Raw genomic sequence first — 21,320 nt, 5'->3', positions numbered from 1 at the left:
TGTAGTCGTTGATTGATTATTTTATTGTTCAATCAATAATCCGTATCTGCTTCTAATCCTTGGATAATTTTTACACCTGCACTTGCGCCAATACGCGTAGCACCCGCTTCAACCATTTGATTAAAGTCTTCAACGGTACGCACACCACCAGATGCTTTTACTTCTAATGCATCCCCAACAGTATCTTTCATTAATTTTACATCTTCAGGCGTAGCTCCTCCGCAAGCAAAACCAGTGGATGTTTTCACGAAGTTCGCTCCAGCGGCTTGGCTCAATTCACAGGCTTTTACTTTTTCTTCATCAGTGAGTAAACATGTTTCAATAATTACCTTAACCGTATGTCCTTCTGCTGATGCAACCACACCTTCGATATCTTGTTGAACATCTTCATAACGTCCGTCTTTTAACGCGCCGATATTGATGACCATATCGACTTCACTTGCGCCGTTTTTAATCGCATCGACGGTTTCGAATTGTTTTGACGCTGTAGTGGTAGCACCGAGTGGGAAACCAATTACTGTACATACCAATACATCTGTATCTTTCAGTGCTTCTGCTGCGTATTTAACGTGTGATGGGTTAATACATACAGATTTAAAATTATATTCCTTTGCTTCTTCAAGAACATGATCTAACTGTTCACGTGTTGTTTCAGGTTTTAATAACGTATGATCTATATATTTTGCGATATTCATTAATCATTTGCCTCCTGTACTTTCAAAAATGAGTACGTCTTTTGTTTTATTAAAGTTCGTCTTTTTAAAACGTTCCTCACAGTAATACTACAAAAATTAGCAAAAAATATAAACAAATGTTATCTTTATTTTGATAAATAATTAAAGGAGTCGATACAAATGACAACAGGTACACCACACATACAACCGAATGGCGCAAAAATTGCTAAAACAGTATTAATGCCTGGAGACCCCCTCCGTGCAAAATACATCGCTGAACACTATTTAGAAGATGTCGTTCAATTTAATGAAGTCCGTAACATGTTTGGTTACACAGGTACATATAAAGGCAAACCCGTATCAGTGATGGGTTCAGGTATGGGAATTCCTAGTATTGGTATATATTCATATGAACTCTTTAACTTTTTTGACGTCGATACAATTATCCGTATTGGATCATGCGGTGCGCTACAAGAAAATGTAAACCTCTATGACATCATCATTGCTCAAGGTGCATCTACAAATTCAAACTATGTTGATCAATATCATATCCCAGGACACTTCGCACCATTAGCTGATTTTGATTTGATCACACAAGCTAAAGCGAAAGCAGACGAAATCGGTGCAACAACACATGTGGGTAACATCTTATCATCAGATACATTCTATAACGCAGATGAATCATTTAATGAACCATGGACACGCATGGGCATCTTAGGCGTTGAAATGGAATCAGCTGCGTTATATCTCAATGCGACAGCTGCAGGTAAAAAAGCACTGGGCATCTTTACTGTCAGTGACCACCTACTACGCGATGAATCAACAACGCCTGAAGAACGCCAAACTTCATTTACACAAATGATGGAAATCGCATTAGAAATCGCTGAATAATGATAAAAACCAGTTGAATCGTTCAAAGCGCCGGTTGAGAAGCATCTTCAATCGGTGCTTTCATTATGTATAAAGTTGTTTTGGAAAGTTCAAGCACATATCTAGAAAAAAAGCGGGACAGCCACCTCTTTAATAGAGGTACTGTCCCGCACTTTTATGCTACGGCAATATTAAAATCACCGGTCTTATTTAACTTGGATGAATTATTCACCTAAGAAAGATTTTAACATCCAGTTATGTTTATCCACTGAATTTTGCATGCTAATAAACATATCTTCAGTTACATCGTCTTCTGCTTCAGAAGTCACTTCAATTGCTTCGTCTAATTGTTTAGAGATGTTAGTGAAGTCATTTGATAATTCTTCAACCATTTGAGCAGCTGTATAACCTTTGCCTGCTTCTTCAACGATTGAAATATCTAAGCTTTCTTTTAATGTTGCAACAGGGTTACCACCGATTGCTAAAATACGTTCAGCTAAATCATCGATGTATTGACTTGCTTCATCATATAATTCTTCAAATTTAACGTGTAGTGAGAAGAAGTTAGGTCCTTTTACATACCAGTGGAAGTTATGAATTTTAGTGAATGCCACTGTCCAGTTTGCAACTTGTTGATTTAATACGCGTACTACTTCGCTGTTATTTGCCATATTAAAAATCTCTCCTTATACCAATTCAAATTTTTAATTCACTATCTGTGTTCTTTACAATAATTATTATATTATAATAATTATCGAAAGTAAAGCTTTTTGAGCAATAACTTTAAGAAACTTTATAAAGCTGTGTATAGTGCTTCATATCAGCTTGTATAAACATACTTATACTTTAATGATGATACTACACTTAAACAATCAACCTACATTTTTCTGCCCTCTAATTGATAATATATATCATCTAATTGATAATGAAATGCATTTACATCAGCAATCGCTCGCTCAAATGCGCGAGTACTGACGACGCCATACAAACCTTCAAATTAGCTGAGCTGTCTGACTTTAAACGCTTTGTGCTACATGTAACAATGCATCCTGTATGCTTTAATTGTTCAAGTTTGTATTTTCGTCTCGATCTAAATAAAATGTTTGTTCATAAGGTGTTGCGTGTTGCCAGTGCGTTTTCCACATTTTATCTCTGTTATTCGCAAAGGTCTTATATCCTACGTCGCGAACAGTTTTTGGAAATAGCGATAATGCGAGACCCAGACCTTTATAGTCTACAGGTAACACAAGTAAAATGGATTTAATGGCATCAGAATAATATTTAAAATCTGAACCTTCTTGTAAAATTACGCTGTCATACTGTTGTGTCTCTGGATAGTTATGTGCTAACTGTTGACCGATGCGACCTTGTAATTGTGCAAATTGGTACGTTTTTGGTAATCCATGACGAATGAGCCAAATCGTATAATTAAAACAATAAACACAATTGCCATCATAATAAATAATTGGCATCTTGATTCACTCCTTATGCTTTAACACATCACTTTCATCCTTACTATAACCTAATTCATACCTCTACAAACAAAAATGAGAGCGAAATATATCATTCACTCATCAACCAGGTGTCACGACTGAATGTCATCATGTATCATTCAGCGTGTATTCACCCGCCCTCAGCGATGATATATCTTACTCTCACTTGGATTCGATTGATTTAATTAATCTTGATTCACACGGACAATACGTGTATATTTCAAGAATTGAGAAGAATACTTAGACTTAATCGTTTCTAAATCATCATAGGTAATGCCGATGATGTGCCAGTTCGGATTAAAATGATAGAAAGAATCTTTATTACGTGACCATTTAACCATAGAACCGTCTTTATTATAACGTGGCAATGTCATTTCATAGCCTTCTAATACGTTAATATATGTTTGAAATATATCTGGATCAATGCGATTAAAGTTATCAATAACTAAGTAACGTTTATCACGGCTTGGCATTAAGTTCGTGATAAAACCTTCTCTGTAATATAATGCACCCGTTTCATTTGGTAAGTATTTGCCATATAACATGTCTTCGCTAAAATCGGGATGACCTGTCGTTAAAACAGGATTCGCATTAGTAGATTGTAATAAATCTTCTGCAGACTTAAGTCCTTCTTCTTTTTTGTCCACCACGAGTAAAATAAACGGTTTAACGTCATCCGAATTATTTTCAACGACTTGTTCATTCGGTTTCACAGCTTTAAACTGTGGCTTAACGCCTTGATTTTCACTCATCTCTAAAATAGCTTCATACTGGGCCGAAGATAACCCTGCGATGGCCTGTTTTGCATTTTCTTGTAAGAAATACAAGTTCTTCAACTTAGGATGCTGATTTAATGTTGCGAGTGATACAGGCGGGATTTCGCGTTCAAAGTAAACTTCAATCGCTGTGCTATTGGTACGTCCAGGTATTGGAGCTTTCTCGTGAATATGCGCACTCACCTCACCTAATCCGATGACAGATTGGTTCGCATTTCGATCGAAAAACACAAGCTGATCTCCCACTTCCAGCTGTGTATAATAGTGATAACCATTACGTTTAATGCCATTATACGTATGTGTATAAATCGTATAATGTGTTTCAGGTTCAAATTCTTGGGATTCAGCTAAGAAGAAATATCTTGGTATTTTCGTTTCACCCTCACCAAGTTGAACAATTAAATCAAATTCTTCTTTCGTTATTTGATTGAATAATGTTTCTTTCATGTTATTGATGCGAAACTCTAACGTTTCACTCCGTTTTAAGTAATCCGTTGTGAGCGGTTTTAATTGTTTTTTTAATTCAAACTGCACACGAATTTTATTTTGAGCGCCGGTTTGAACTGACGTGATTTCACCATATCCTAAGAGGCCCGTATCCATTTGTACTTGGTAAAATATCACCTGATCTCCTACTTTGGCATGTTTAAAAGCACGAAATCCTTGGCTCGGATTAAAATGTGCACCCGATTCAAACAGTGTGGTCTGTCCTTCTAGTTGCGATTGATGATCCCAACGATTATAGCCGCAATTCAACCAAAAATAATTGATTTCCTCTGTCATTTGGATACTCCCTTACCTTTATACAAAATTTTATTTCTAATCTTTTTAACTATTCACGTGAACGTGTTCCCTTTAAAAGCGTTGTAAAAATTTCATCATTACGAGACTGATTACAATGACGACCAACCAAGTGAATAAGCCTAATATCATCGGTTTAACACCCGCTTGTTTAAACTGCTTGATATCTACAGTTAAACCGATACCTGCCATCGCAATCGTAATTAAAAAAAGCGCAATGTGATGAAAAACTTGGATTAACATCGGTGGAAAATTCAACACTGTACTTATGAGTGAAGCTAAGACAAACCAGACGATAAACCATGGAAAGATGTGACCGATTGAAACATTGCTTTCTCGCTCTTTCTCTTGCTTGACGGTCAAATATGTAAAAAATAGTACGATTGGTACAATCATCAGTGTTCGTGTCAACTTCACAATAGTTCCTGTTGCTAATGCATGCTCGCCATAATTAGCTGTCGCAGCCACCACACTAGATGTATCATTGATGGCTGTGCCACCAAAATAACCGAATGCTGTCTGACTCATATGTAATAAATGTCCGAGCGGTGGAAAAATAAACACTGCGATGATGTTAAAGAGAAAAATAGTTGAAATCGCGTAAGCTACTTGTGATTCTCTGGCTTTAATGACAGGACTCGTAGCTGCGATAGCAGACCCTCCACAAATTGCAGTACCTACACCGATTAATATACTGAGCTTTGAATCAAGACGCAATAATTTCATCACAACATACACTAAAATAAATGCGCCAATCAATGTGCTTATAATAATTGGTAATGAGTGCAACCCAACTTCACCAATGGCCTGAAAGCTCAATGTAAAGCCAAGCACAATAATACTGTAATGGAGTATTTTCTTGCCACTATACTTAATTCCTGGTGTCAATGAGTCAGGTAATCGAATAAAATGATTCACAACCATACCGATTATAATAGCGAAAATAGCACTACCAATCACTGGAAAAACCATGCCCAATAATGTCGCAATTACCGCAATAGTTACTGTTAACGTCAGTCCTTTTAATTTTGTCACATCATTACCTCATATTCTGCTACATGTGCATTTTCTAAACATCTAATGCGTACTTGGGGCTATTTATCTCATTAAGGTGAAGGCACCGAATAACGGCATGATATTAATGAGCACGCCACCTAATTTTAAGAAGCCGTTCACATCTTTATCTTTGATCGTAATCAAACTACATATAATTCCAATTAAACTGATGATAATTGGCAATGCAACCGATGGAAATGGAGGCATGCCCATAAACACCCCGCCACCTGATACAATTCCGCAAAACAGTGCGACGTATAAAAATTTTTCCACGATGAACCCTTCCTCTCTCTTCTATAAAAAGCTCACGAGTAAAACAAAATCTCCTTCAAATACAGTATCTAAATCATGGGATGTCAAAATAAAGTTGCTGCCTTTCGTCACATTATATATCTCACCATCGACGACAACTTCTCCACCACCATCAATGACAGAAACCAATACAAATTCTCTCGGTTTCATATAGTTTAAAGTACCTGATATTTCCCATTTCACCATTGTAAAGAAATCATTGGCGATGAGTTTCGTCCGTTTGTGATTTTCAACGAATTCAACATCTGTCGTTGCAGCGGTTAAGTTTTGATTGGTTTCAATGACATCCAATGCTTTTTCTTTATTTAATTCACGACCGAGTCCTTCTGCATCTCGGTCATGGTCATAGATGCGATAAGACACGTCAGATGATTGCATCGTTTCATATGCGATAACACCTGCTCCAATCGAATGGATCGTACCAGCAGGAATAAAATAAAACTCTCCTGGTGTTACTGTCACTCTATTGAGCACCGTTTCGTAATCATCTTGCTTAATCTTGTCTATCGCTTCATCTCGATCCTCAGAAGTCACACCATAAACAATTTCAGAGCCCGGCTCTGCATCTACGATATACCAACTTTCAGACTTACCATATTGTCCATTTTCATTTTCATACGCATAGGCATCGTCTGGATGCACTTGAATAGATTGTGGTGACTGTACATCCACCATTTTCACTAATAATGGAAAATCTTTGCTAGGAAAATCACCGAACAGTTCGCGATGCTCTTCCCATACTTGATCCAGTGTATGACCAGCATAAGGACCGTTCACAATTTCACACTTACCGTTTGGATGTGCAGATATTGCCCATGCCTCTCCTATATGATCGTTGGGTAGACGATAACCAAAGTCCTCTAGTCTTCTTCCGCCCCAAACTTTTTCGTGTAATACTGGTTTCAAAAATAACGGCATTACCGCACCTCCAAAACGATTTTTAGCTCGTTTATGTATCATAAAAATTTCTGTCGTCTGTGAATGATGTGAGCAATCTTAATTGCGTTACGAGCTATAGCCTTCATATCAATAGATTTCACATGATTAAAATTAAGCTATATACCTCCCCTAATTATATCAACTCTCTTCCTATAATTATAGTCCTTCATTTAATTTTCCATTATAAAAGCCCACTAAATATGTCATCTCATAGACATAACTAGTGGGCATCATATGATTCGTACAATATTATTTATTAAATGGTTCAAGTGCAGTATCTATTTCTTTATCGCCGTTGATAATTTGAAATTCACTATTTTTACCTTGCCAATCAGTCAATACTTTTTCTAGCACTGTAGCAACATCTTCCCTGCTAATGTCACCATGTTTATCGAAGAAGGCTTCACTTTCGATTTTGCCGCTACCTGGATCATCTTTTAACGTACCCGGATGTACGATTGTGTAATTGAGACCGGATTGTTTCAAGTATTCATCTGCATAGTGTTTTGCAATCGTATATGGTTTTAAATTACTGTTATCATCAAATGCTTGGCGTCTTGAATCGAAAGTGGAAACCATCACATATTGTGAAACATGGTTCGCTTTGCTTGCTTCTATCGTCTTGATGGCGCCATCTAAATCAACAATAATTGTCTTGTCTGCGCCTGTGCTACCTCCTGAACCTACAGAGAAGAGCACTTTGTCGAACCCTTTTATTTTTTCAGTAAGTGCATCGATATCATCGTGTTCTACATCGATTAATACTGCTTTACGACCACTATCTTTTAATGCGCTTAACTGTTCTTCACTTCTCACACCTGCAGTGACGTCTTGACCATCTGCTTGTAACTTAGCTAATACTTTACTACCTACACCGCCATTTGCACCTATGACTAATATACTCATTTATATCTCTTCCCTTCATCAATCATTTATCCTTTTTCTACCCGGCTATCACTTTATAAAACACGACGATCTTTGAAACTTGACCTTCTCATACATAAAGATTAATATATGAACATATACTAATATATTAAAAAGGTGATATCATGAAAAAGCAATCCCACGTGTTAAACGAAACCACGCTTGCACGAGTAACTGAAATTTTTAAAGCACTGAGTGATCAAAATAGAGTGCGTATCTTACATTTACTCGATGAAGGTTCAGCGAGTGTCAATTATATCTCTACGACACTCGACATGACGCAATCCAACGTTTCGCATCAACTACGCACCTTAAAACAAGCTAAGTTGATTAAGTCAACACGACAAGGTCAATCAATGATTTACGAAGTAGATGATCACCACGTCACTGATTTACTTTATCAGGCAATACATCATGCTGAACATTAATATAACTGGAGATGACGACTATGAGTAATCACCAACATCATCACATGCATCAACATGTGCATACAGATAATAAAACAATTTTAGCGATTAGTTTTATTATTATTCTTTCATTTACGATTGTTGAAATCATCGGTGGTTTTCTTTCTAACAGTTTGGCGCTGATGTCAGATGGTCTACATATAGTCAGTGATACCGTTTCACTCGGAGTTGCCCTCGTTGCTTTCTACTTCTCAGAAAAACGTGTGACGTTCCATAAAACATTTGGCTATAAACGCTTTGAGATTCTAGCGGCTTTATTTAATGGGGTTACTTTGTTCATCGTAGGCATCATCATTATTATTGAAGCCATCCAACGCTTTATCGAACCGGAAGAGGTTCAATCAATAGAGATGTTCCTCATCAGTTTAATCGGCTTAATCGTAAATATCGTCGTCGCTTGGTTAATGTTTAAAAGTGGCGATACAGATCATAACATTAACATGCGTGGCGCATTTATTCATGTAATGGGCGATCTATTAGGATCTGTCGGAGCAATGATTGCAGCAATGGGTATTTGGCTTACAGGATGGAACTTCCTCGACCCTATCATTAGTATCATCGTATCCTTACTCATCTTGCACAGCAGTTGGGGTATCATCGCCGCTTCAATCAATGTACTGATGGAGGGCACACCTGAAGATGTATCTATTAAACAAGTCATCCATGCAATTAAATCTGAACCTCAAGTCACACACGTACACGACTGTCATGTCTGGACCATTTCAAATGGGATTAACGCTGTAAGCTGTCATGCAGTCATTGATCCACGTTTGACGGTTGAAGCATGTGATGCGATACTGAAATCCATCGAACATAAACTCGCAAAACGCAATATCCAACACATGACCATTCAGTTAGAAACGGCCAACCATGATCACGGTGATGAAACGTTTTGTTCTGTTATTAATAATACGAAACATGCACATCACCATCACTAAATACAATGTAGATGAATTCCGTGAACAATAAAAAGACGTATTGATATCTCGCAGCTACATGGGCAAATCTTATATTGCCTGACTAAGTAGCGTTGACTAAATCAATACGTCTTTCTTTGTATCATTTTTTGTGCTTGAACATTTTGCAGATTTACTTTGTCGTGCTATAAAAATTGATCAAATATCAGTGATTTTGCTGGTACTTGTTTTTCATCAAAACCTGCAATAAATTCTTCATTATCATACGGTACTTTGACACGTTCGATAGAAAATTCATTTTCATCAATAGTCACCAAACCATAGCTAGCATAAGCCCCATTATTCAGACCAACTGAACCAGGATTGAAGTACACTGTTTCTTTGTCATCATACATATGCACGGTATGATTATGTCCAAAGACGATAAGATCTGCATCTTTATCGCTAAAGAGCTCGGACATATTTTCTAATGATGGTGTTACAATCGGACTAAATGGTTGTTCATCAATAGATACTTCTAATTGATCATTCGGTATTTCATAATGAATGAAAAGCACTTTCTTACCTTCAACTGTGAGCTCTCTTGTTCTTGGTAGTGCGTTAAGTTCTTCATAATAATCTTCGTCCATATGACTTTCTATCCATTGATGATGTTCATAAAATTTGTCTTCCAAATCTTTGGGATACGGTGTGTCATTAATAATAGACATCACAGCCTCATCATGATTACCGGCAATGATCTCCATATCATCTCTATCGAATACAGCATCTAATACTTTATTCGTTTCATGACCAATACCGACTAAATCGCCTAAGTTATAAATCTTTTTGACATTACTTCTACTATCAATATCATCCAATACTGCCTCTAAAGCATCAAAGTTACCATGTATATCAGTGATAACTGCGAATTTCATGATGAAACCTCCCTTTTAAAATTATTTCCATTCTTATTATAATAACATTTATTTGCTATTTGGCTACCTATTTATTTTAAAATCCTAAAATTTTTGGTATCGTGTTTATATCACTAAAAAGGAGTGTGCAAAGTGTTTAAATTTCATAAGCTTGCTATACAAAATATGAAACCACAACACGCCAAAACGTTACTTATCACGTTGATTGGTCTTGTGATTTTATTTGTTTTAGCGTTTGTATCTGTCATTCCAGTGTCAGCTGCAGTACAAACATTTTTCCTATCTCTCATGATGCAGCAAATTACTGGTAAAGTGATCGCATTAATTGCTTTAGCTATTTTGTTGCCAATCTTACTTTACGTTTTCATTGGCTATCCATTAATAGCAGGCATCATTCATGCGATTCGAAAAGCAATCAATAAAGAAAAAGTATCATTTAGCGATATCATAGCTAGTTTTAGAAAAGGTAGATATGGTAAAAGTTTAAAACTTTCATTATTTACTTTATTATTCCTAGTTATACTCGGTGTCATTACATACATCGTAGTACAACTCGCTAATTTAGGCGTATCTCATTTATTCAGCGCAATCCAAGCTAAACTTGCTACATCTGAGCACTTTATTGGTTATGCACTCACACTAAATGTCATTTTAGTGTTAATCTTAGCATTCATCCAATCTATCATTACTTGGTTCTTCACTATAGTGATTGTTAACTACACTACAGCTTATACAGAAGATCCAAAAAGAGGCGCTTGGAAAGATGTTAAATTAGGATTCAAAGGTATTAAAAACGGAAATAAAACTTGGTTCACATTCTTTATCGGTATCCTATTACTTAACTTAATCGTACTCATCTTAGATGGACCTGTTAACCAAGCACTTGTAATCTCTACAGGTGGTATTTCACAAACAGTTGCGTCTATCTTGATCAATATCTTTATGGTCATCGTAGTCATTGTACGTATCTTAATTTACTACTTCAACATCATCGCAATCGTACAATACTTCAACCGTAACGGACGACTAAACGGTGGTGATGATACAACAACAGCACAATCATCAGTTGGACCTTCAAACATTCAATCATCAGGTCTTAACGCTGAAGATTATGCAACACCATCCAATGACGACACAGCAAACCATCAAACAGAATCAAATGGAGATGAGTCACAAACCCAATCAAACCGTGATACTTCAGAATCAGATGAACCAAAACAATAATCATAAATTTAAGGGCGGGAACATACAGCTCCCGCCCTTTTTTATACTTCAAAACGCCTCGTTTAGATTTTTAATATCTCTGCTTATTTTTCTCCTAACAGATTCTGCGCTAAATATTTAGCTGCGCCGTCCTCTTCGTTCGTAAATGAAGTAATATCTTTGGCTAATGCTTGAACTTCAGGGCGCGCATTTTTCATAGCTACCGTATAATGACCGAATTCAAACATCGCACGATCGTTGTCACTATCACCCATAACGAGCGTTTCATGTTGTTTGATGTCAAAATGCTCAATCATTTCTTTAATTCCTGAGCCTTTATCAATCCCATAAGCCATAGTTTCAGCGTTATAGCGTGAAGAATTAGACACAGAGATACGTAATGTATCTTGATCTTCTTGTAATTGCTTACGAAAATCAGCAATTCGATCATAATCAGGCGCAAATAAATATATTTTCGAGTAACCGTCACCTGAAAATGCATCTTGCCAATTGATCTTACCATTTAACGCATCTTTACGAGATAACCACTCACTCTCACTGACGTTGTTTGGTGGTGTTTCCCCTTCAATCATTGTTTCGATCCATGTGCGATCTTCATTTAATACGATACGATTTCCTTCAAATGGGAACACTTCATAATAAATACTGTCTGCTTTTGCCCGTTGAACAATGTCCAATACTTGGGTCTGTGACAACGTGTGTTTGAACAAAACACCATCCAGTGTATGCCCATGTCCCATTTGAACTAATGATACCATCCACTTCAAAATGTTCTGGTACTAGAAAGTGAATTTCATCGTGTGATCGACCTGTCGCTAAAAAAACTTTATAGCCATTAGTCCGTAATTGATCGATAATCTCCTTCGTATACAAGCTCACTTGATTATTTTCATGGAGTAATGTCCCGTCCATATCTAAAAATATTGCTTTAACATCGTCCATCTCATTTCCCTCCGTTATCATTCATGGTCGTTTATATAAAGTATGGCACGTGATACCTGTATGTGCAATCTTTGTCACTGTAAAAATAAAGCAAATCTATCTTCATGTTGCTTTAAATGTACTGGGCGCTTAAAGAATTGAGATAATACTGTGTCATTAAGGACGTCATGTATTACTCCTTGTTTAAAGCATTGACCCTCTCGCAATAACAACGCATGTGTCATATGGGGCGTCAATTCTTCTACAAAGTGCGTCACATAAATTATTGAAAGTTCAGGTCGATGGATATAGAGTTGTTCCAATGCTGATAATAATGTTTCTCTAGCGATAAAATCCAATCCTGACGCTGGTTCATCGAGTATTAACATCGCTGGATGACCCATGAGGGCGCGTGCGATGAGTACACGTTGTTGTTCACCCGTAGATAAGGTCCCGTAATATGCCTCAGCAAAATCTCCCATACCGACTTCTATTAAACGCTGTTGTGCTTGTGTTTCAACTTCAGCTGTCACCGTTTGAAATACACCGATAGATTGATATGCACCGCTAATCACGACGTCAAGCACACTTTCACCTTCTTGAAAGCGATCCATCAATTGATGTGACACAAAGCCAATATGTTGTCTGACACGATCCGCAGAATATCCTACTTTTCCTGGCTCCATTTCAAACAATTCTACAGTACCCGTCGTCGCGAAATCGTAGCCGTTTAAAATGTTCAGTAGTGTCGATTTTCCTGCACCGTTCAAACCATATAGTAACCACTTTTCACCGGGCTGAATCTGCCAAGATATATCCTTTAAGATTTGTTTACCTCTTTTTGTTTTCGAAAGATGTGCGAGATTAATCAACATGTGTAACTCCCCTTTGTTCTATGATGCATATTGATTTTTATTATAGCTTATCGTTGTAAAAAATGCTGATATATCAAAAGGTCCAGTTTAAAGCGAAGATACGCCAACTGGACCTTTCTTATCATTTTAAGCTGAACTTTTTATCGCTCATCATCAAAAAATACGTTGTTTCGCAATTACTCTACAGTTACAGATTTTGCTAAGTTACGTGGTTTATCCACATCAAGATCTCTGTGTAAAGCTGCATAGTATGCAATTAATTGGAAGACCACAACAGAAACAAGTGGTGTTAATAATTCATGGACATGAGGAATCACGTAAGTGTCTCCTTCTTTATCGAGTCCTTCCATTGAAACGATACATGTATGGGCACCACGTGTGACGACTTCTTGCACGTTACTGCGAATTGAACCATTTACACCTTCTTGTGTTGCAAGCGCAAAGACAGGTGTACCCTCTTCGATTAATGCGATTGTACCGTGTTTCAATTCACCGCCCGCAAATCCTTCTGCTTGGATATATGAAATTTCTTTGAGTTTAAGCGCACTTTCTAAGCTGACATTATAATCGATTGTACGACCAATGTAGAATGCATTGCGCGTTGTAGCTAAGTAGTCTTTCGCAATTTGTTCCATATACTCTGCGTCATCGACAATAGATTCCATCGCTGTAGTCACTTTTGCAAGTTCACGAAGTAATTCTACGTCTACATCTTTACCACGTGCTTGTGCAACCACTTGTGAAAGAATAGATAAAACAGCGATTTGTGCAGTGTAAGCTTTCGTAGAAGCTACTGCAATTTCAGGACCTGCATGTAAGAGTAGTGTATGGTCTGCTTCTCTAGATAACGTAGAACCAGCCACATTTGTGACAGTTAATGATTTGTGGCCTAATTTTTTCGTTTCAACTAATACGGCACGACTGTCTGCTGTTTCACCTGATTGAGAAACGTAGATGAATAATGGTTTTTCTGATAGAAGTGGCATGTTGTATACGAATTCTGAAGCCACGTGTACTTCTGTAGGTACGCCTGCCCATTTTTCAATAAATTCTTTACCGACTAATCCTGCATGGTAACTTGTACCTGCAGCAATGATGTAGATACGATCCGCTTCCGCAACATCATCTACGATCTCTTGATCGATTTTTAAGTTACCGTTATCATCTTGATATTCTTGAATAATGCGACGCATAACAGCAGGTTGTTCGTGGATTTCTTTTAACATATAGTGATCATAAACACCTTTTTCAGCGTCTGATGCATCGATTTCTGCAATATAAGTTTCTCTGTCTTGCACATTACCTTGTTGGTCTTTAATTGTAACTGAATCGCGTTTGACAAGTACGATTTCGTGGTCGTGAATTTCTTTATATTCATTGGTTGCTTGAAGCATAGCTAATGCGTCTGAAGCAATCACATTAAAGCCATCTCCTACACCGATAAGTAACGGAGATTTATTTTTTGCAACGTACAATGTGTCTCTATCATGACTATCTAGTAAGCCTAAAGCATATGAACCATCAAGTAATGATACGACTTTTGTAAAGGCATCTTCTGTTGATAAGCCTTCGTTTGAGAAGTGTTCAATTAATTGGACAATGACTTCTGTATCAGTGTCTGAAACCACTTCTGTATCTGGCATATATTCTGATTTTAATTCTTCATAATTTTCGATTACACCGTTATGTACAAGTGTAAATCTTGCTGAAGAAGATTGATGTGGGTGAGCATTTTCATAGTTAGGTGCACCGTGTGTTGCCCAACGTGTATGACCAATACCTACTGTGCCATCTGCTTCATCTTCATCAGCGATTTTTCTCAATTCTGCAATTCGGCCTTTTTCTTTAAATACGTGTGTGCCGTCATCATTGACAACTGCCACACCTGCTGAATCATAACCGCGATATTCTAATTTTTCTAATCCAGTTAATAATAATTCTTTCGCATTCTCATAGCCGATATATCCGACAATTCCACACATAAGTAATTTACCTCCAATAGTTAGGTAAAACGGCCAATATGCGCTTTATATATAAGTGATGTAGTCATAAATGCAAAGTTTCTCGATTAAATTTCCCAAGATGCATATGAATTCACAAACCTTAAAAAGGCATACTGCACCCTTTTACTCAAATTCTTTATATTTGTTACTTACTTTCGGCTAACTTATTAACTTTGTGCACTGAGTTGCCTCAATGTTTTACTTAATAAGATTTCGGATGAGCCACATCCGGGATAGCATCCGCCGATAAATTCGATCACTATCCTCCTCGTCTACAAGCTCCTCGGAGATGTCTATTAAAGTTTCTGTTATAAACTTTAAATGTTAAACAGCTCTTTGAGACTTGTACAGGCGCTTTATTTTTATACCCCTATCCTCCTTTCATTAATTATGTCTAATTCTACAACGTTTCGGATGCGCATTGCAAATTATTTATAGTGTCATTTTTACAATATTGTAATGAAAGTGAGAAATTACCGTAATAAGTTGTGTGTTTTGTAAATGTTTATGAATCGCTTTAATAAATAAAGCACGGCATCCCTACAACTGGAATGCCGTGCTTTTGTTTTTATTAGTCTAGACCCATTTGTGCTTCAACCACGTCTGCGATACGTTGTGCATAAGATTCTGCTTCTTCATCTGTGGAAGCTTCTACCATAACACGAACGAGTGGTTCTGTGCCTGAAGGACGTACGAGGGTGCGGCCTTCACCGTTCATTTCGGATTCAACTTTTTCCATTTCAGCTTGGACTTCAATGTTATCTGTGACACCGTGTTTATCTGTCACACGCACATTGATTAATGATTGCGGATATTTTTTCATTTGGTCAGCAAGTTGACTCAATTTTTTACCTGTCATTTTAATCACTGCCGCAAGTTGAACCGCTGTGAGAAGTCCGTCACCTGTTGTATTGTAATCCATCATAATGATGTGACCAGATTGTTCGCCGCCTAAATTGTAGCCACCACGACGCATTTCTTCGACAACGTAACGGTCACCTACTTTAGTTTTAGAAGATTCAATACCTTCATTTTCAAGTGCTTTATAGAAGCCTAAATTACTCATAACTGTAGAGACAATCATATTATCATTAAGCTCTTGATTTTTTGCCATCGCTTGACCAAGAATAAACATGACTTTGTCACCATCGACGATTTGACCATCTTCGTCAACTGCGATGAGACGGTCACCATCTCCATCAAATGCAAGACCGAAGTCACATTCATTTTCAACGACTGCCTCAGCTAGTGTTTCAGGATGTGTTGATCCTACTTCTTTATTGATGTTGTAGCCATCTGGATTACAACCTACTGTAACCGTATCCGCTTCTAAATCACCAAATAAGAATGGTGCAAGTGAAGATGTAGCACCATTTGCGCCATCTAAAGCGATCTTCATACCTTCTAAATCAACATCAATTGTAGATTTAAGATAACTGATGTATTTTTGTGCTCCTTCAAAGTAATCTGAATAATGGACGATATCTTCACCTACTGGACGTGGCAAATTAGGATCTTCTTCATCGAGTAGTTTTTCAATTTCTAATTCTTGTTCGTCAGAGAGTTTAAAACCATCTGACCCAAAGAATTTGATACCATTATCTTCTACTGGATTATGCGAAGCTGAAATCATTACACCTAATTCTGCTTCCATCTCTTTTGTAAGGTAAGCAACACCTGGTGTAGAAATGACACCTAAACGCATCACTTCTGCGCCAATAGAAACGAGTCCGGCAATCAATGCTGATTCTAACATTTCACCAGAAACACGTGTGTCTCTACCTACCAATACTTTAGGGTGATCCTTATCTTCATTATGTGCGAGTACATAACCACCGAAACGGCCTAATTTAAAGGCAAGTTCAGGAGTTAAATCCTTATTAGCAACGCCTCTAACGCCGTCCGTACCGAAATATTTTCCCATTGTCTATGTCTCCTTTATCGTTTTCCTGTTATTTTAAGTTTATCGTAGCAGTCGTTTCGTCTGGCTCTGCTTTTGATACATTATCTGGTAATTCTAAGTCGACATCTTGTTCCGTCGTTTCGTGAATGTCATCTAAATCAATTTTAGCGGTGATTGAATCTATATCTTCTAGGTCCCCACGATTACCAAAAATTTCTACTTCTTTATCACTCAATTTAATGTTATCTAATTTATTTCCATCAGATAAGCTACCTACTGTTTTAGTTTTGAGCTTAACTTTTTTACTGTAAGGTTCTAATTTAACGCTCAGATTAACCTCTTTAGGTTCAACCGCTACATTGAGTTTATTTAAATTCTTATCAAATGCGGTGATTTTTGCTACATCTGTAGTATCTTGCGTGATTTTACTGTCGTTTTTATATGTTGCTTTAAGATAAGCAATTTTATCAATTTGTTCTTGACCACCAGTTACTTTAACATTTTCCGGAGAAACTGATTGATCGCTGATTTTGTATCTATCATCAATGTGTTTGGAACTCACATCGGGTGTGACTTTAATATTTTTACTTACCTTTTCTTCTAGATTTACAGTAGCTTGTTTCGGTTTCACTGAATATTTAATATCGTCTTCTAGTCCGCTTACTTTAAATTTTGAAGAATGTATACCCTTTTCTTCGCCGGTCAAATCTAACACGGCTTTAATGTTTTCGTTGTTCGCATTTTTAAGAATTTGAGAATGTGAACCAGATAACTCAACGTCAATACTTTCAGGTACATTACTTGCATATAACGTTTTGTAATCATATTTAACTTGTACAGGTACATCCTCTACGGTTTCGTTTGATTTTTGACCTATGTTATCAATATCAAATATATTACCAAATACGTTATTCACTGATAAGAAAAACAAAAGTGCTAGGACTAGAGCGATAAAGCGCAATCCCCATTTACTCTCTATCATATTATTTCACACCTTTCTTTTTCAAGTGTGAGCCAAACCAATGTTCAGCTAATAATTCTTTAAATGCGTCAGCTGAAATATCTTTACGTAATTTACCATCTAATGTGACTGAAATGGTACCTGTTTCCTCTGAAACGACGACCGTGAACGCATCCGATACTTCAGATATACCAACTGCGGCACGGTGTCTAGTACCTAAGCTTTTGGCTATTTTCGCACTGTCTGATAGTGGTAGATAGCTCGCTGCACTTGCAATTTTCTTACCTTGTACAATCATCGCACCATCATGTAATGGTGTGTTAGGAATAAAGACATTCGTTAGAAGCTCTTGCGAAATATCAGAATCTAGCGAAATCCCTGTCTCAATATAATCTTGTAGACCGGTTTCTTTTTCAAATACAATCAAGGCACCAATACGACGCTTAGCCATATATTGTACTGCTTTCGTTACAGCTTCAACGAGTTGATCCTCAGTATCGTTGACTGTACCCGTATAACGTTTAAATAAACTACCTCGTCCTAATTGTTCCAAAGCCCGACGAATTTCAGGTTGGAAGATGACGATGAGTGCGAGTACACCCCATTGGATAACTAAGTCAAATAGTCGAGCTGTCGCAGTTAAATCCAGCATTTTGCTGACTTGTTGTCCGATTACAATAACAACGATCCCTTTTAATAATTGAATGGCTTTCGTACCTTTAAAAACTGTAATGAGAAGATAAAGTACATACCAAACGATGATTAAATCGAGTACGGTTGTTATAATTTTAAGCGTACTCCAGTTATCAAATAAATTGGATAAATCCATAGCATCTCCTCCGGTAATCTGTTCCCACGTTCTTTTATTATACCAATCTCAAGGGCGCCTGTCATATTAATTTAAACACAAAACAGAGAGAAAATGCGGATTCTTTTAAAATATGGATGGCAAGTTTTGTAGCAGGTTTTAACGAGAATATTTTAGTGTTTTCATCTTTTGTGATGTGGTGACAAAAAGTTACTCAACTTTTTAAAACACAAAAAGAAAGCTGAAGCCCATATGAGCTCCAGCTAAAAATGGATATGCATATTTTAAAGTAATGTTTTTCCGAAGAAACTACCTAATAAAACGGCTGCTTGTTCTGCAGTACTATTTCCTTGGTCTAGTAATGGATTCACTTCAACCAAGTCCATAAATGTAATTAAGTTAGATTGACTTAACAGTTCAAGCGCAAAGTGACTTTCTTTATATGTTAAGCCACCTGGTACACGTGTGCCTGTTCCTGGTGTTTCGTATGGGTCTAAGCCGTCCACATCAAATGATAAGTGAATACCATCTGTTTTATCTTTTAAATATTCGAGCGTCTCTTTAATGACTTGTTGGATGCCTAAGCGATCCACATCGGCCATGGTATATGTTTTAATGTTTTGTTCTTTAATATAACGTCGTTCACCACTGTCTAAATCTCGCATACCAATCAATACAACATTTTCAGGCTTAAGTTTCGCACCTTCACTACCTATATTAACGAGTTGTTCATCGCCCTCACCTAATAATGTACGTAATGGCATACCGTGTACGTTCCCAGAAGGTGATTCTTCCGCAATATTTAAATCACCATGTGCGTCATACCAAATGACACCGAGATTTTCATAATGTTGGCTAATACCGGAAATAGAACCAATCGCTAAAGAATGGTCTCCACCAAGTGTGAGTGGAAAGTGAGATTGAGCAACACTTTCTGAAGTTGCCTCACTTAAAGTTTTTGAAACTTCGATGATTTCAGGTAAGTTGCGTGCGCCCTCTTGTTCACTTAAATAGCGTTCTAAATCTATATTAGGGACTGGAATATTTCCTTTATCATTAAATGTAAGCTCTAAAGCCTTTAATCTATTTAATAATCCAGCGTATCTAATCGCATCAGGACCAAAGTCCACGCCTAGTTTTCTTTGTCCATATGCAACAGGTGCACCGATGATGTCTATTGTTTTATTCATGTCTAAAACCCCTTTTATACTCAATTAAATTTATAGTAAGGTAATTAACTTTATATATCAAGTTATAATAAGAATTATATAACAATACAAAATTCATAAAAAACCATAAATATTATTGAACATACAATTGTCAAAAATGAGACACAGAATAAATGTAAGCGCTTTCTAATATAAACCTTTACTCACACAATATAAACTGTATGATTATTCAAAAGAAAAATTTTTAAGTAAGAAGGATAATAGCTTTAAGTACAACTTATAGAAGCATAATAGCGCTTTTTAAAGAGAATTATTTATGCACTTGTATTTGAGGATGAAACAGCAAAAAGATATAAAGATATAGCCCACTTAATATATGTGGTTAATGAGATCAATCAGAGTTTATGGAAAAGAATGGATCAAGTTTTAAAATAATAAAAAGTCTAATGTAAGATAGATACGACACACTAACATTAGACTTAGAAGTTGATAGTTTAAAACGCAATGAATAAAGAGGCAATATTAAAATAACTTAAAGCACATCAATAATAAAATTACCAAAACAACAATGTAAATGATTAAAATAGATAGCAATCTAATAAGTATAGGTTTATTTTTTAAGGTCACTTCTGTAATAAGACCTCCAACGAGTGCTGCTAACCCACAACATATCACTACGATCATATCATTCATAGAAAATGACTCCTTTGTATCGTAATTCTGTAAAAGTAATTCATTCCCTACTAATAAATTATCACTATTAAAAACAAATACAACGATTAATTAAATAAAATATTCAAATTTAGAAAACCTCACAAATCATATTACACGATAAACACAAAAAACTCGGATTAACCTAGTTAGTAACTGGTTAATCCGAGTCTCATTAATGAGTGAGCCATAGAGGATTCGAACCTCTGACCCTCTGATTAAAAGTCAGATGCTCTACCAACTGAGCTAATGGCTCAAAAAACTGGGCTAGCTGGATTCGAACCAGCGCGTGACGGAGTCAAAGTCCGTTGCCTTACCGCTTGGCTATAGCCCATCAATGGTGGAGGGGGGCAGATTCGAACTGCCGAACCCGAAGGAGCGGATTTACAGTCCGCCGCGTTTAGCCACTTCGCTACCCCTCCAAGGTATTATTCAAAATGGTGGAGGATGACGGGTTCGAACCGCCGACCCCCTGCTTGTAAGGCAGATGCTCTCCCAGCTGAGCTAATCCTCCATTATGTAAAATGACTCCGACGGGACTCGAACCCGTGTTACCGCCGTGAAAGGGCGGTGTCTTAACCGCTTGACCACGGAGCCAT

19 protein-coding genes, 5 tRNA genes and 1 pseudogene are annotated in these 21,320 nt (G+C 37.0%); 4 read left to right on the top strand and 21 right to left on the bottom strand.

The window, feature by feature from the left end; genetic code table 11:
• Positions 1 to 32: 32 nt before the first annotated feature.
• Positions 33 to 695 (bottom strand): deoxyribose-phosphate aldolase, encoded by a 663-nt coding sequence (gene deoC, locus ACSBRB_RS09390; RefSeq protein WP_435032578.1) that lies wholly within the window; start codon positions 693 to 695, stop codon positions 33 to 35.
• A 159-nt stretch (positions 696 to 854) separates the two neighbouring features.
• Here deoC and deoD point away from each other — a divergent pair, with 159 nt between their 5' ends.
• Positions 855 to 1,565, top strand: a complete 711-nt coding sequence (gene deoD, locus ACSBRB_RS09385) for a purine-nucleoside phosphorylase (RefSeq protein ID WP_435032577.1) — start codon at positions 855 to 857, stop codon at positions 1,563 to 1,565.
• A gap of 203 nt (positions 1,566 to 1,768) precedes the next feature.
• Here the strand turns inward: deoD and ACSBRB_RS09380 are convergent, their stop codons facing one another.
• The 7 genes from ACSBRB_RS09380 to ACSBRB_RS09350 form a co-directional block, all read right to left on the bottom strand.
• On the bottom strand, positions 1,769 to 2,215 hold the full coding sequence (locus ACSBRB_RS09380; protein WP_059107918.1) for a Dps family protein: 447 nt from the start codon (positions 2,213 to 2,215) through the stop codon (positions 1,769 to 1,771).
• Positions 2,216 to 2,602: 387 nt separating this feature from the next.
• Complete coding sequence (locus ACSBRB_RS09375) at positions 2,603 to 3,016, bottom strand: thiol-disulfide oxidoreductase DCC family protein (protein ID WP_435032576.1); 414 nt, start codon at positions 3,014 to 3,016, stop codon at positions 2,603 to 2,605.
• A gap of 206 nt (positions 3,017 to 3,222) precedes the next feature.
• Complete coding sequence (locus ACSBRB_RS09370) at positions 3,223 to 4,596, bottom strand: EVE domain-containing protein (protein ID WP_435032575.1); 1,374 nt, start codon at positions 4,594 to 4,596, stop codon at positions 3,223 to 3,225.
• Positions 4,597 to 4,668: 72 nt separating this feature from the next.
• Positions 4,669 to 5,649, bottom strand: a complete 981-nt coding sequence (locus tag ACSBRB_RS09365; RefSeq protein ID WP_435032574.1) for a YeiH family protein — start codon at positions 5,647 to 5,649, stop codon at positions 4,669 to 4,671.
• Between the two features lie 63 nt (positions 5,650 to 5,712).
• Positions 5,713 to 5,943 (bottom strand): hypothetical protein, encoded by a 231-nt coding sequence (locus ACSBRB_RS09360; RefSeq protein WP_435032573.1) that lies wholly within the window; start codon positions 5,941 to 5,943, stop codon positions 5,713 to 5,715.
• Positions 5,944 to 5,964: 21 nt separating this feature from the next.
• Positions 5,965 to 6,900: a type I phosphomannose isomerase catalytic subunit gene (locus ACSBRB_RS09355; protein WP_435032572.1), complete on the bottom strand. Its 936-nt coding sequence runs from the start codon at positions 6,898 to 6,900 to the stop codon at positions 5,965 to 5,967.
• Positions 6,901 to 7,170: 270 nt separating this feature from the next.
• Positions 7,171 to 7,827, bottom strand: a complete 657-nt coding sequence (locus ACSBRB_RS09350) for an SDR family oxidoreductase (protein WP_435032571.1) — start codon at positions 7,825 to 7,827, stop codon at positions 7,171 to 7,173.
• 143 nt (positions 7,828 to 7,970) lie between these two features.
• On the opposite strand from ACSBRB_RS09350, the gene ACSBRB_RS09345 reads away from it, so the two are divergent.
• Together ACSBRB_RS09345 and ACSBRB_RS09340 are read left to right on the top strand one after the other, a co-directional pair.
• Positions 7,971 to 8,273 (top strand): ArsR/SmtB family transcription factor, encoded by a 303-nt coding sequence (locus ACSBRB_RS09345; protein ID WP_435032570.1) that lies wholly within the window; start codon positions 7,971 to 7,973, stop codon positions 8,271 to 8,273.
• Between the two features lie 11 nt (positions 8,274 to 8,284).
• Positions 8,285 to 9,250 (top strand): cation diffusion facilitator family transporter, encoded by a 966-nt coding sequence (locus ACSBRB_RS09340; RefSeq protein ID WP_435032569.1) that lies wholly within the window; start codon positions 8,285 to 8,287, stop codon positions 9,248 to 9,250.
• Positions 9,251 to 9,414: 164 nt separating this feature from the next.
• Here ACSBRB_RS09340 and ACSBRB_RS09335 read toward each other — a convergent pair whose 3' ends face one another.
• The gene (locus ACSBRB_RS09335) at positions 9,415 to 10,146 is read right to left on the bottom strand and encodes a metallophosphoesterase family protein (RefSeq protein ID WP_435032568.1); all 732 of its coding nucleotides are present in this window, start codon (positions 10,144 to 10,146) and stop codon (positions 9,415 to 9,417) included.
• 132 nt (positions 10,147 to 10,278) lie between these two features.
• On the opposite strand from ACSBRB_RS09335, the gene ACSBRB_RS09330 reads away from it, so the two are divergent.
• Positions 10,279 to 11,370, top strand: a complete 1,092-nt coding sequence (locus ACSBRB_RS09330; RefSeq protein WP_435032567.1) for a DUF975 family protein — start codon at positions 10,279 to 10,281, stop codon at positions 11,368 to 11,370.
• A gap of 83 nt (positions 11,371 to 11,453) precedes the next feature.
• Here the strand turns inward: ACSBRB_RS09330 and ACSBRB_RS09325 are convergent.
• The 12 genes and pseudogenes from ACSBRB_RS09325 to ACSBRB_RS09270 all read right to left on the bottom strand — a co-directional run bounded on the left by ACSBRB_RS09325 (position 11,454) and on the right by ACSBRB_RS09270 (position 21,318).
• Positions 11,454 to 12,312 (bottom strand): annotated as a pseudogene (locus ACSBRB_RS09325) (HAD family hydrolase).
• Positions 12,313 to 12,386: 74 nt separating this feature from the next.
• On the bottom strand, positions 12,387 to 13,166 hold the full coding sequence (locus ACSBRB_RS09320; protein WP_435032566.1) for an ABC transporter ATP-binding protein: 780 nt from the start codon (positions 13,164 to 13,166) through the stop codon (positions 12,387 to 12,389).
• A 176-nt stretch (positions 13,167 to 13,342) separates the two neighbouring features.
• On the bottom strand, positions 13,343 to 15,148 hold the full coding sequence (glmS, locus tag ACSBRB_RS09315; RefSeq protein ID WP_435032565.1) for a glutamine--fructose-6-phosphate transaminase (isomerizing): 1,806 nt from the start codon (positions 15,146 to 15,148) through the stop codon (positions 13,343 to 13,345).
• Positions 15,149 to 15,740: 592 nt separating this feature from the next.
• The gene (glmM, locus tag ACSBRB_RS09310) at positions 15,741 to 17,093 is read right to left on the bottom strand and encodes a phosphoglucosamine mutase (protein ID WP_435032564.1); all 1,353 of its coding nucleotides are present in this window, start codon (positions 17,091 to 17,093) and stop codon (positions 15,741 to 15,743) included.
• 28 nt (positions 17,094 to 17,121) lie between these two features.
• A complete protein-coding gene (locus ACSBRB_RS09305) occupies positions 17,122 to 18,054 on the bottom strand; it encodes a CdaR family protein (protein ID WP_435032563.1) in 933 nt (310 codons plus the stop codon).
• A 1-nt stretch (position 18,055) separates the two neighbouring features.
• Positions 18,056 to 18,862, bottom strand: a complete 807-nt coding sequence (cdaA, locus tag ACSBRB_RS09300; protein ID WP_059107933.1) for a diadenylate cyclase CdaA — start codon at positions 18,860 to 18,862, stop codon at positions 18,056 to 18,058.
• Positions 18,863 to 19,125: 263 nt separating this feature from the next.
• Entirely contained in the window at positions 19,126 to 20,031 is a 906-nt protein-coding gene (gene rocF, locus ACSBRB_RS09295) for an arginase (RefSeq protein WP_435032562.1), read from the bottom strand.
• Positions 20,032 to 20,904: 873 nt separating this feature from the next.
• Positions 20,905 to 20,977: transfer RNA gene (locus ACSBRB_RS09290), tRNA-Lys, on the bottom strand.
• A 6-nt stretch (positions 20,978 to 20,983) separates the two neighbouring features.
• Positions 20,984 to 21,055 (bottom strand) — tRNA-Gln (locus tag ACSBRB_RS09285).
• Between the two features lie 4 nt (positions 21,056 to 21,059).
• Positions 21,060 to 21,143: transfer RNA gene (locus ACSBRB_RS09280), tRNA-Tyr, on the bottom strand.
• A gap of 16 nt (positions 21,144 to 21,159) precedes the next feature.
• A tRNA-Val gene (locus ACSBRB_RS09275) sits at positions 21,160 to 21,235 on the bottom strand.
• Between the two features lie 11 nt (positions 21,236 to 21,246).
• A tRNA-Glu gene (locus ACSBRB_RS09270) sits at positions 21,247 to 21,318 on the bottom strand.
• Positions 21,319 to 21,320: the final 2 nt, after the last annotated feature.

Source organism: Staphylococcus auricularis, assembly GCF_051172115.1.
GTDB lineage: Bacteria > Bacillota > Bacilli > Staphylococcales > Staphylococcaceae > Staphylococcus > Staphylococcus auricularis_A.
The sequence above is the reverse complement of the archived record's forward strand: the minus strand, read 5'-3'. Positions and strand labels throughout refer to the sequence as shown.

What these genes read in the sequence shown, in the direction of transcription:
- ACSBRB_RS09355 (WP_435032572.1), bottom strand. Translation starts at nt 6,900, where the DNA reads ATGCCGTTATTTTTGAAACCAGTATTACACGAAAAAGTTTGGGGCGGA.
- ACSBRB_RS09340 (WP_435032569.1), top strand. Translation starts at nt 8,285, where the DNA reads ATGACGACTATGAGTAATCACCAACATCATCACATGCATCAACATGTG.
- glmS (WP_435032565.1), bottom strand. Translation starts at nt 15,148, where the DNA reads ATGTGTGGAATTGTCGGATATATCGGCTATGAGAATGCGAAAGAATTA.
- rocF (WP_435032562.1), bottom strand. Translation starts at nt 20,031, where the DNA reads ATGAATAAAACAATAGACATCATCGGTGCACCTGTTGCATATGGACAA.
- ACSBRB_RS09350 (WP_435032571.1), bottom strand. Translation starts at nt 7,827, where the DNA reads ATGAGTATATTAGTCATAGGTGCAAATGGCGGTGTAGGTAGTAAAGTA.
- ACSBRB_RS09335 (WP_435032568.1), bottom strand. Translation starts at nt 10,146, where the DNA reads ATGAAATTCGCAGTTATCACTGATATACATGGTAACTTTGATGCTTTA.
- ACSBRB_RS09320 (WP_435032566.1), bottom strand. Translation starts at nt 13,166, where the DNA reads ATGTTGATTAATCTCGCACATCTTTCGAAAACAAAAAGAGGTAAACAA.
- ACSBRB_RS09370 (WP_435032575.1), bottom strand. Translation starts at nt 4,596, where the DNA reads ATGACAGAGGAAATCAATTATTTTTGGTTGAATTGCGGCTATAATCGT.
- ACSBRB_RS09345 (WP_435032570.1), top strand. Translation starts at nt 7,971, where the DNA reads ATGAAAAAGCAATCCCACGTGTTAAACGAAACCACGCTTGCACGAGTA.
- ACSBRB_RS09305 (WP_435032563.1), bottom strand. Translation starts at nt 18,054, where the DNA reads ATGATAGAGAGTAAATGGGGATTGCGCTTTATCGCTCTAGTCCTAGCA.
- ACSBRB_RS09380 (WP_059107918.1), bottom strand. Translation starts at nt 2,215, where the DNA reads ATGGCAAATAACAGCGAAGTAGTACGCGTATTAAATCAACAAGTTGCA.
- deoC (WP_435032578.1), bottom strand. Translation starts at nt 695, where the DNA reads ATGAATATCGCAAAATATATAGATCATACGTTATTAAAACCTGAAACA.
- deoD (WP_435032577.1), top strand. Translation starts at nt 855, where the DNA reads ATGACAACAGGTACACCACACATACAACCGAATGGCGCAAAAATTGCT.
- ACSBRB_RS09375 (WP_435032576.1), bottom strand. Translation starts at nt 3,016, where the DNA reads ATGCCAATTATTTATTATGATGGCAATTGTGTTTATTGTTTTAATTAT.
- glmM (WP_435032564.1), bottom strand. Translation starts at nt 17,093, where the DNA reads ATGGGAAAATATTTCGGTACGGACGGCGTTAGAGGCGTTGCTAATAAG.
- cdaA (WP_059107933.1), bottom strand. Translation starts at nt 18,862, where the DNA reads ATGGATTTATCCAATTTATTTGATAACTGGAGTACGCTTAAAATTATA.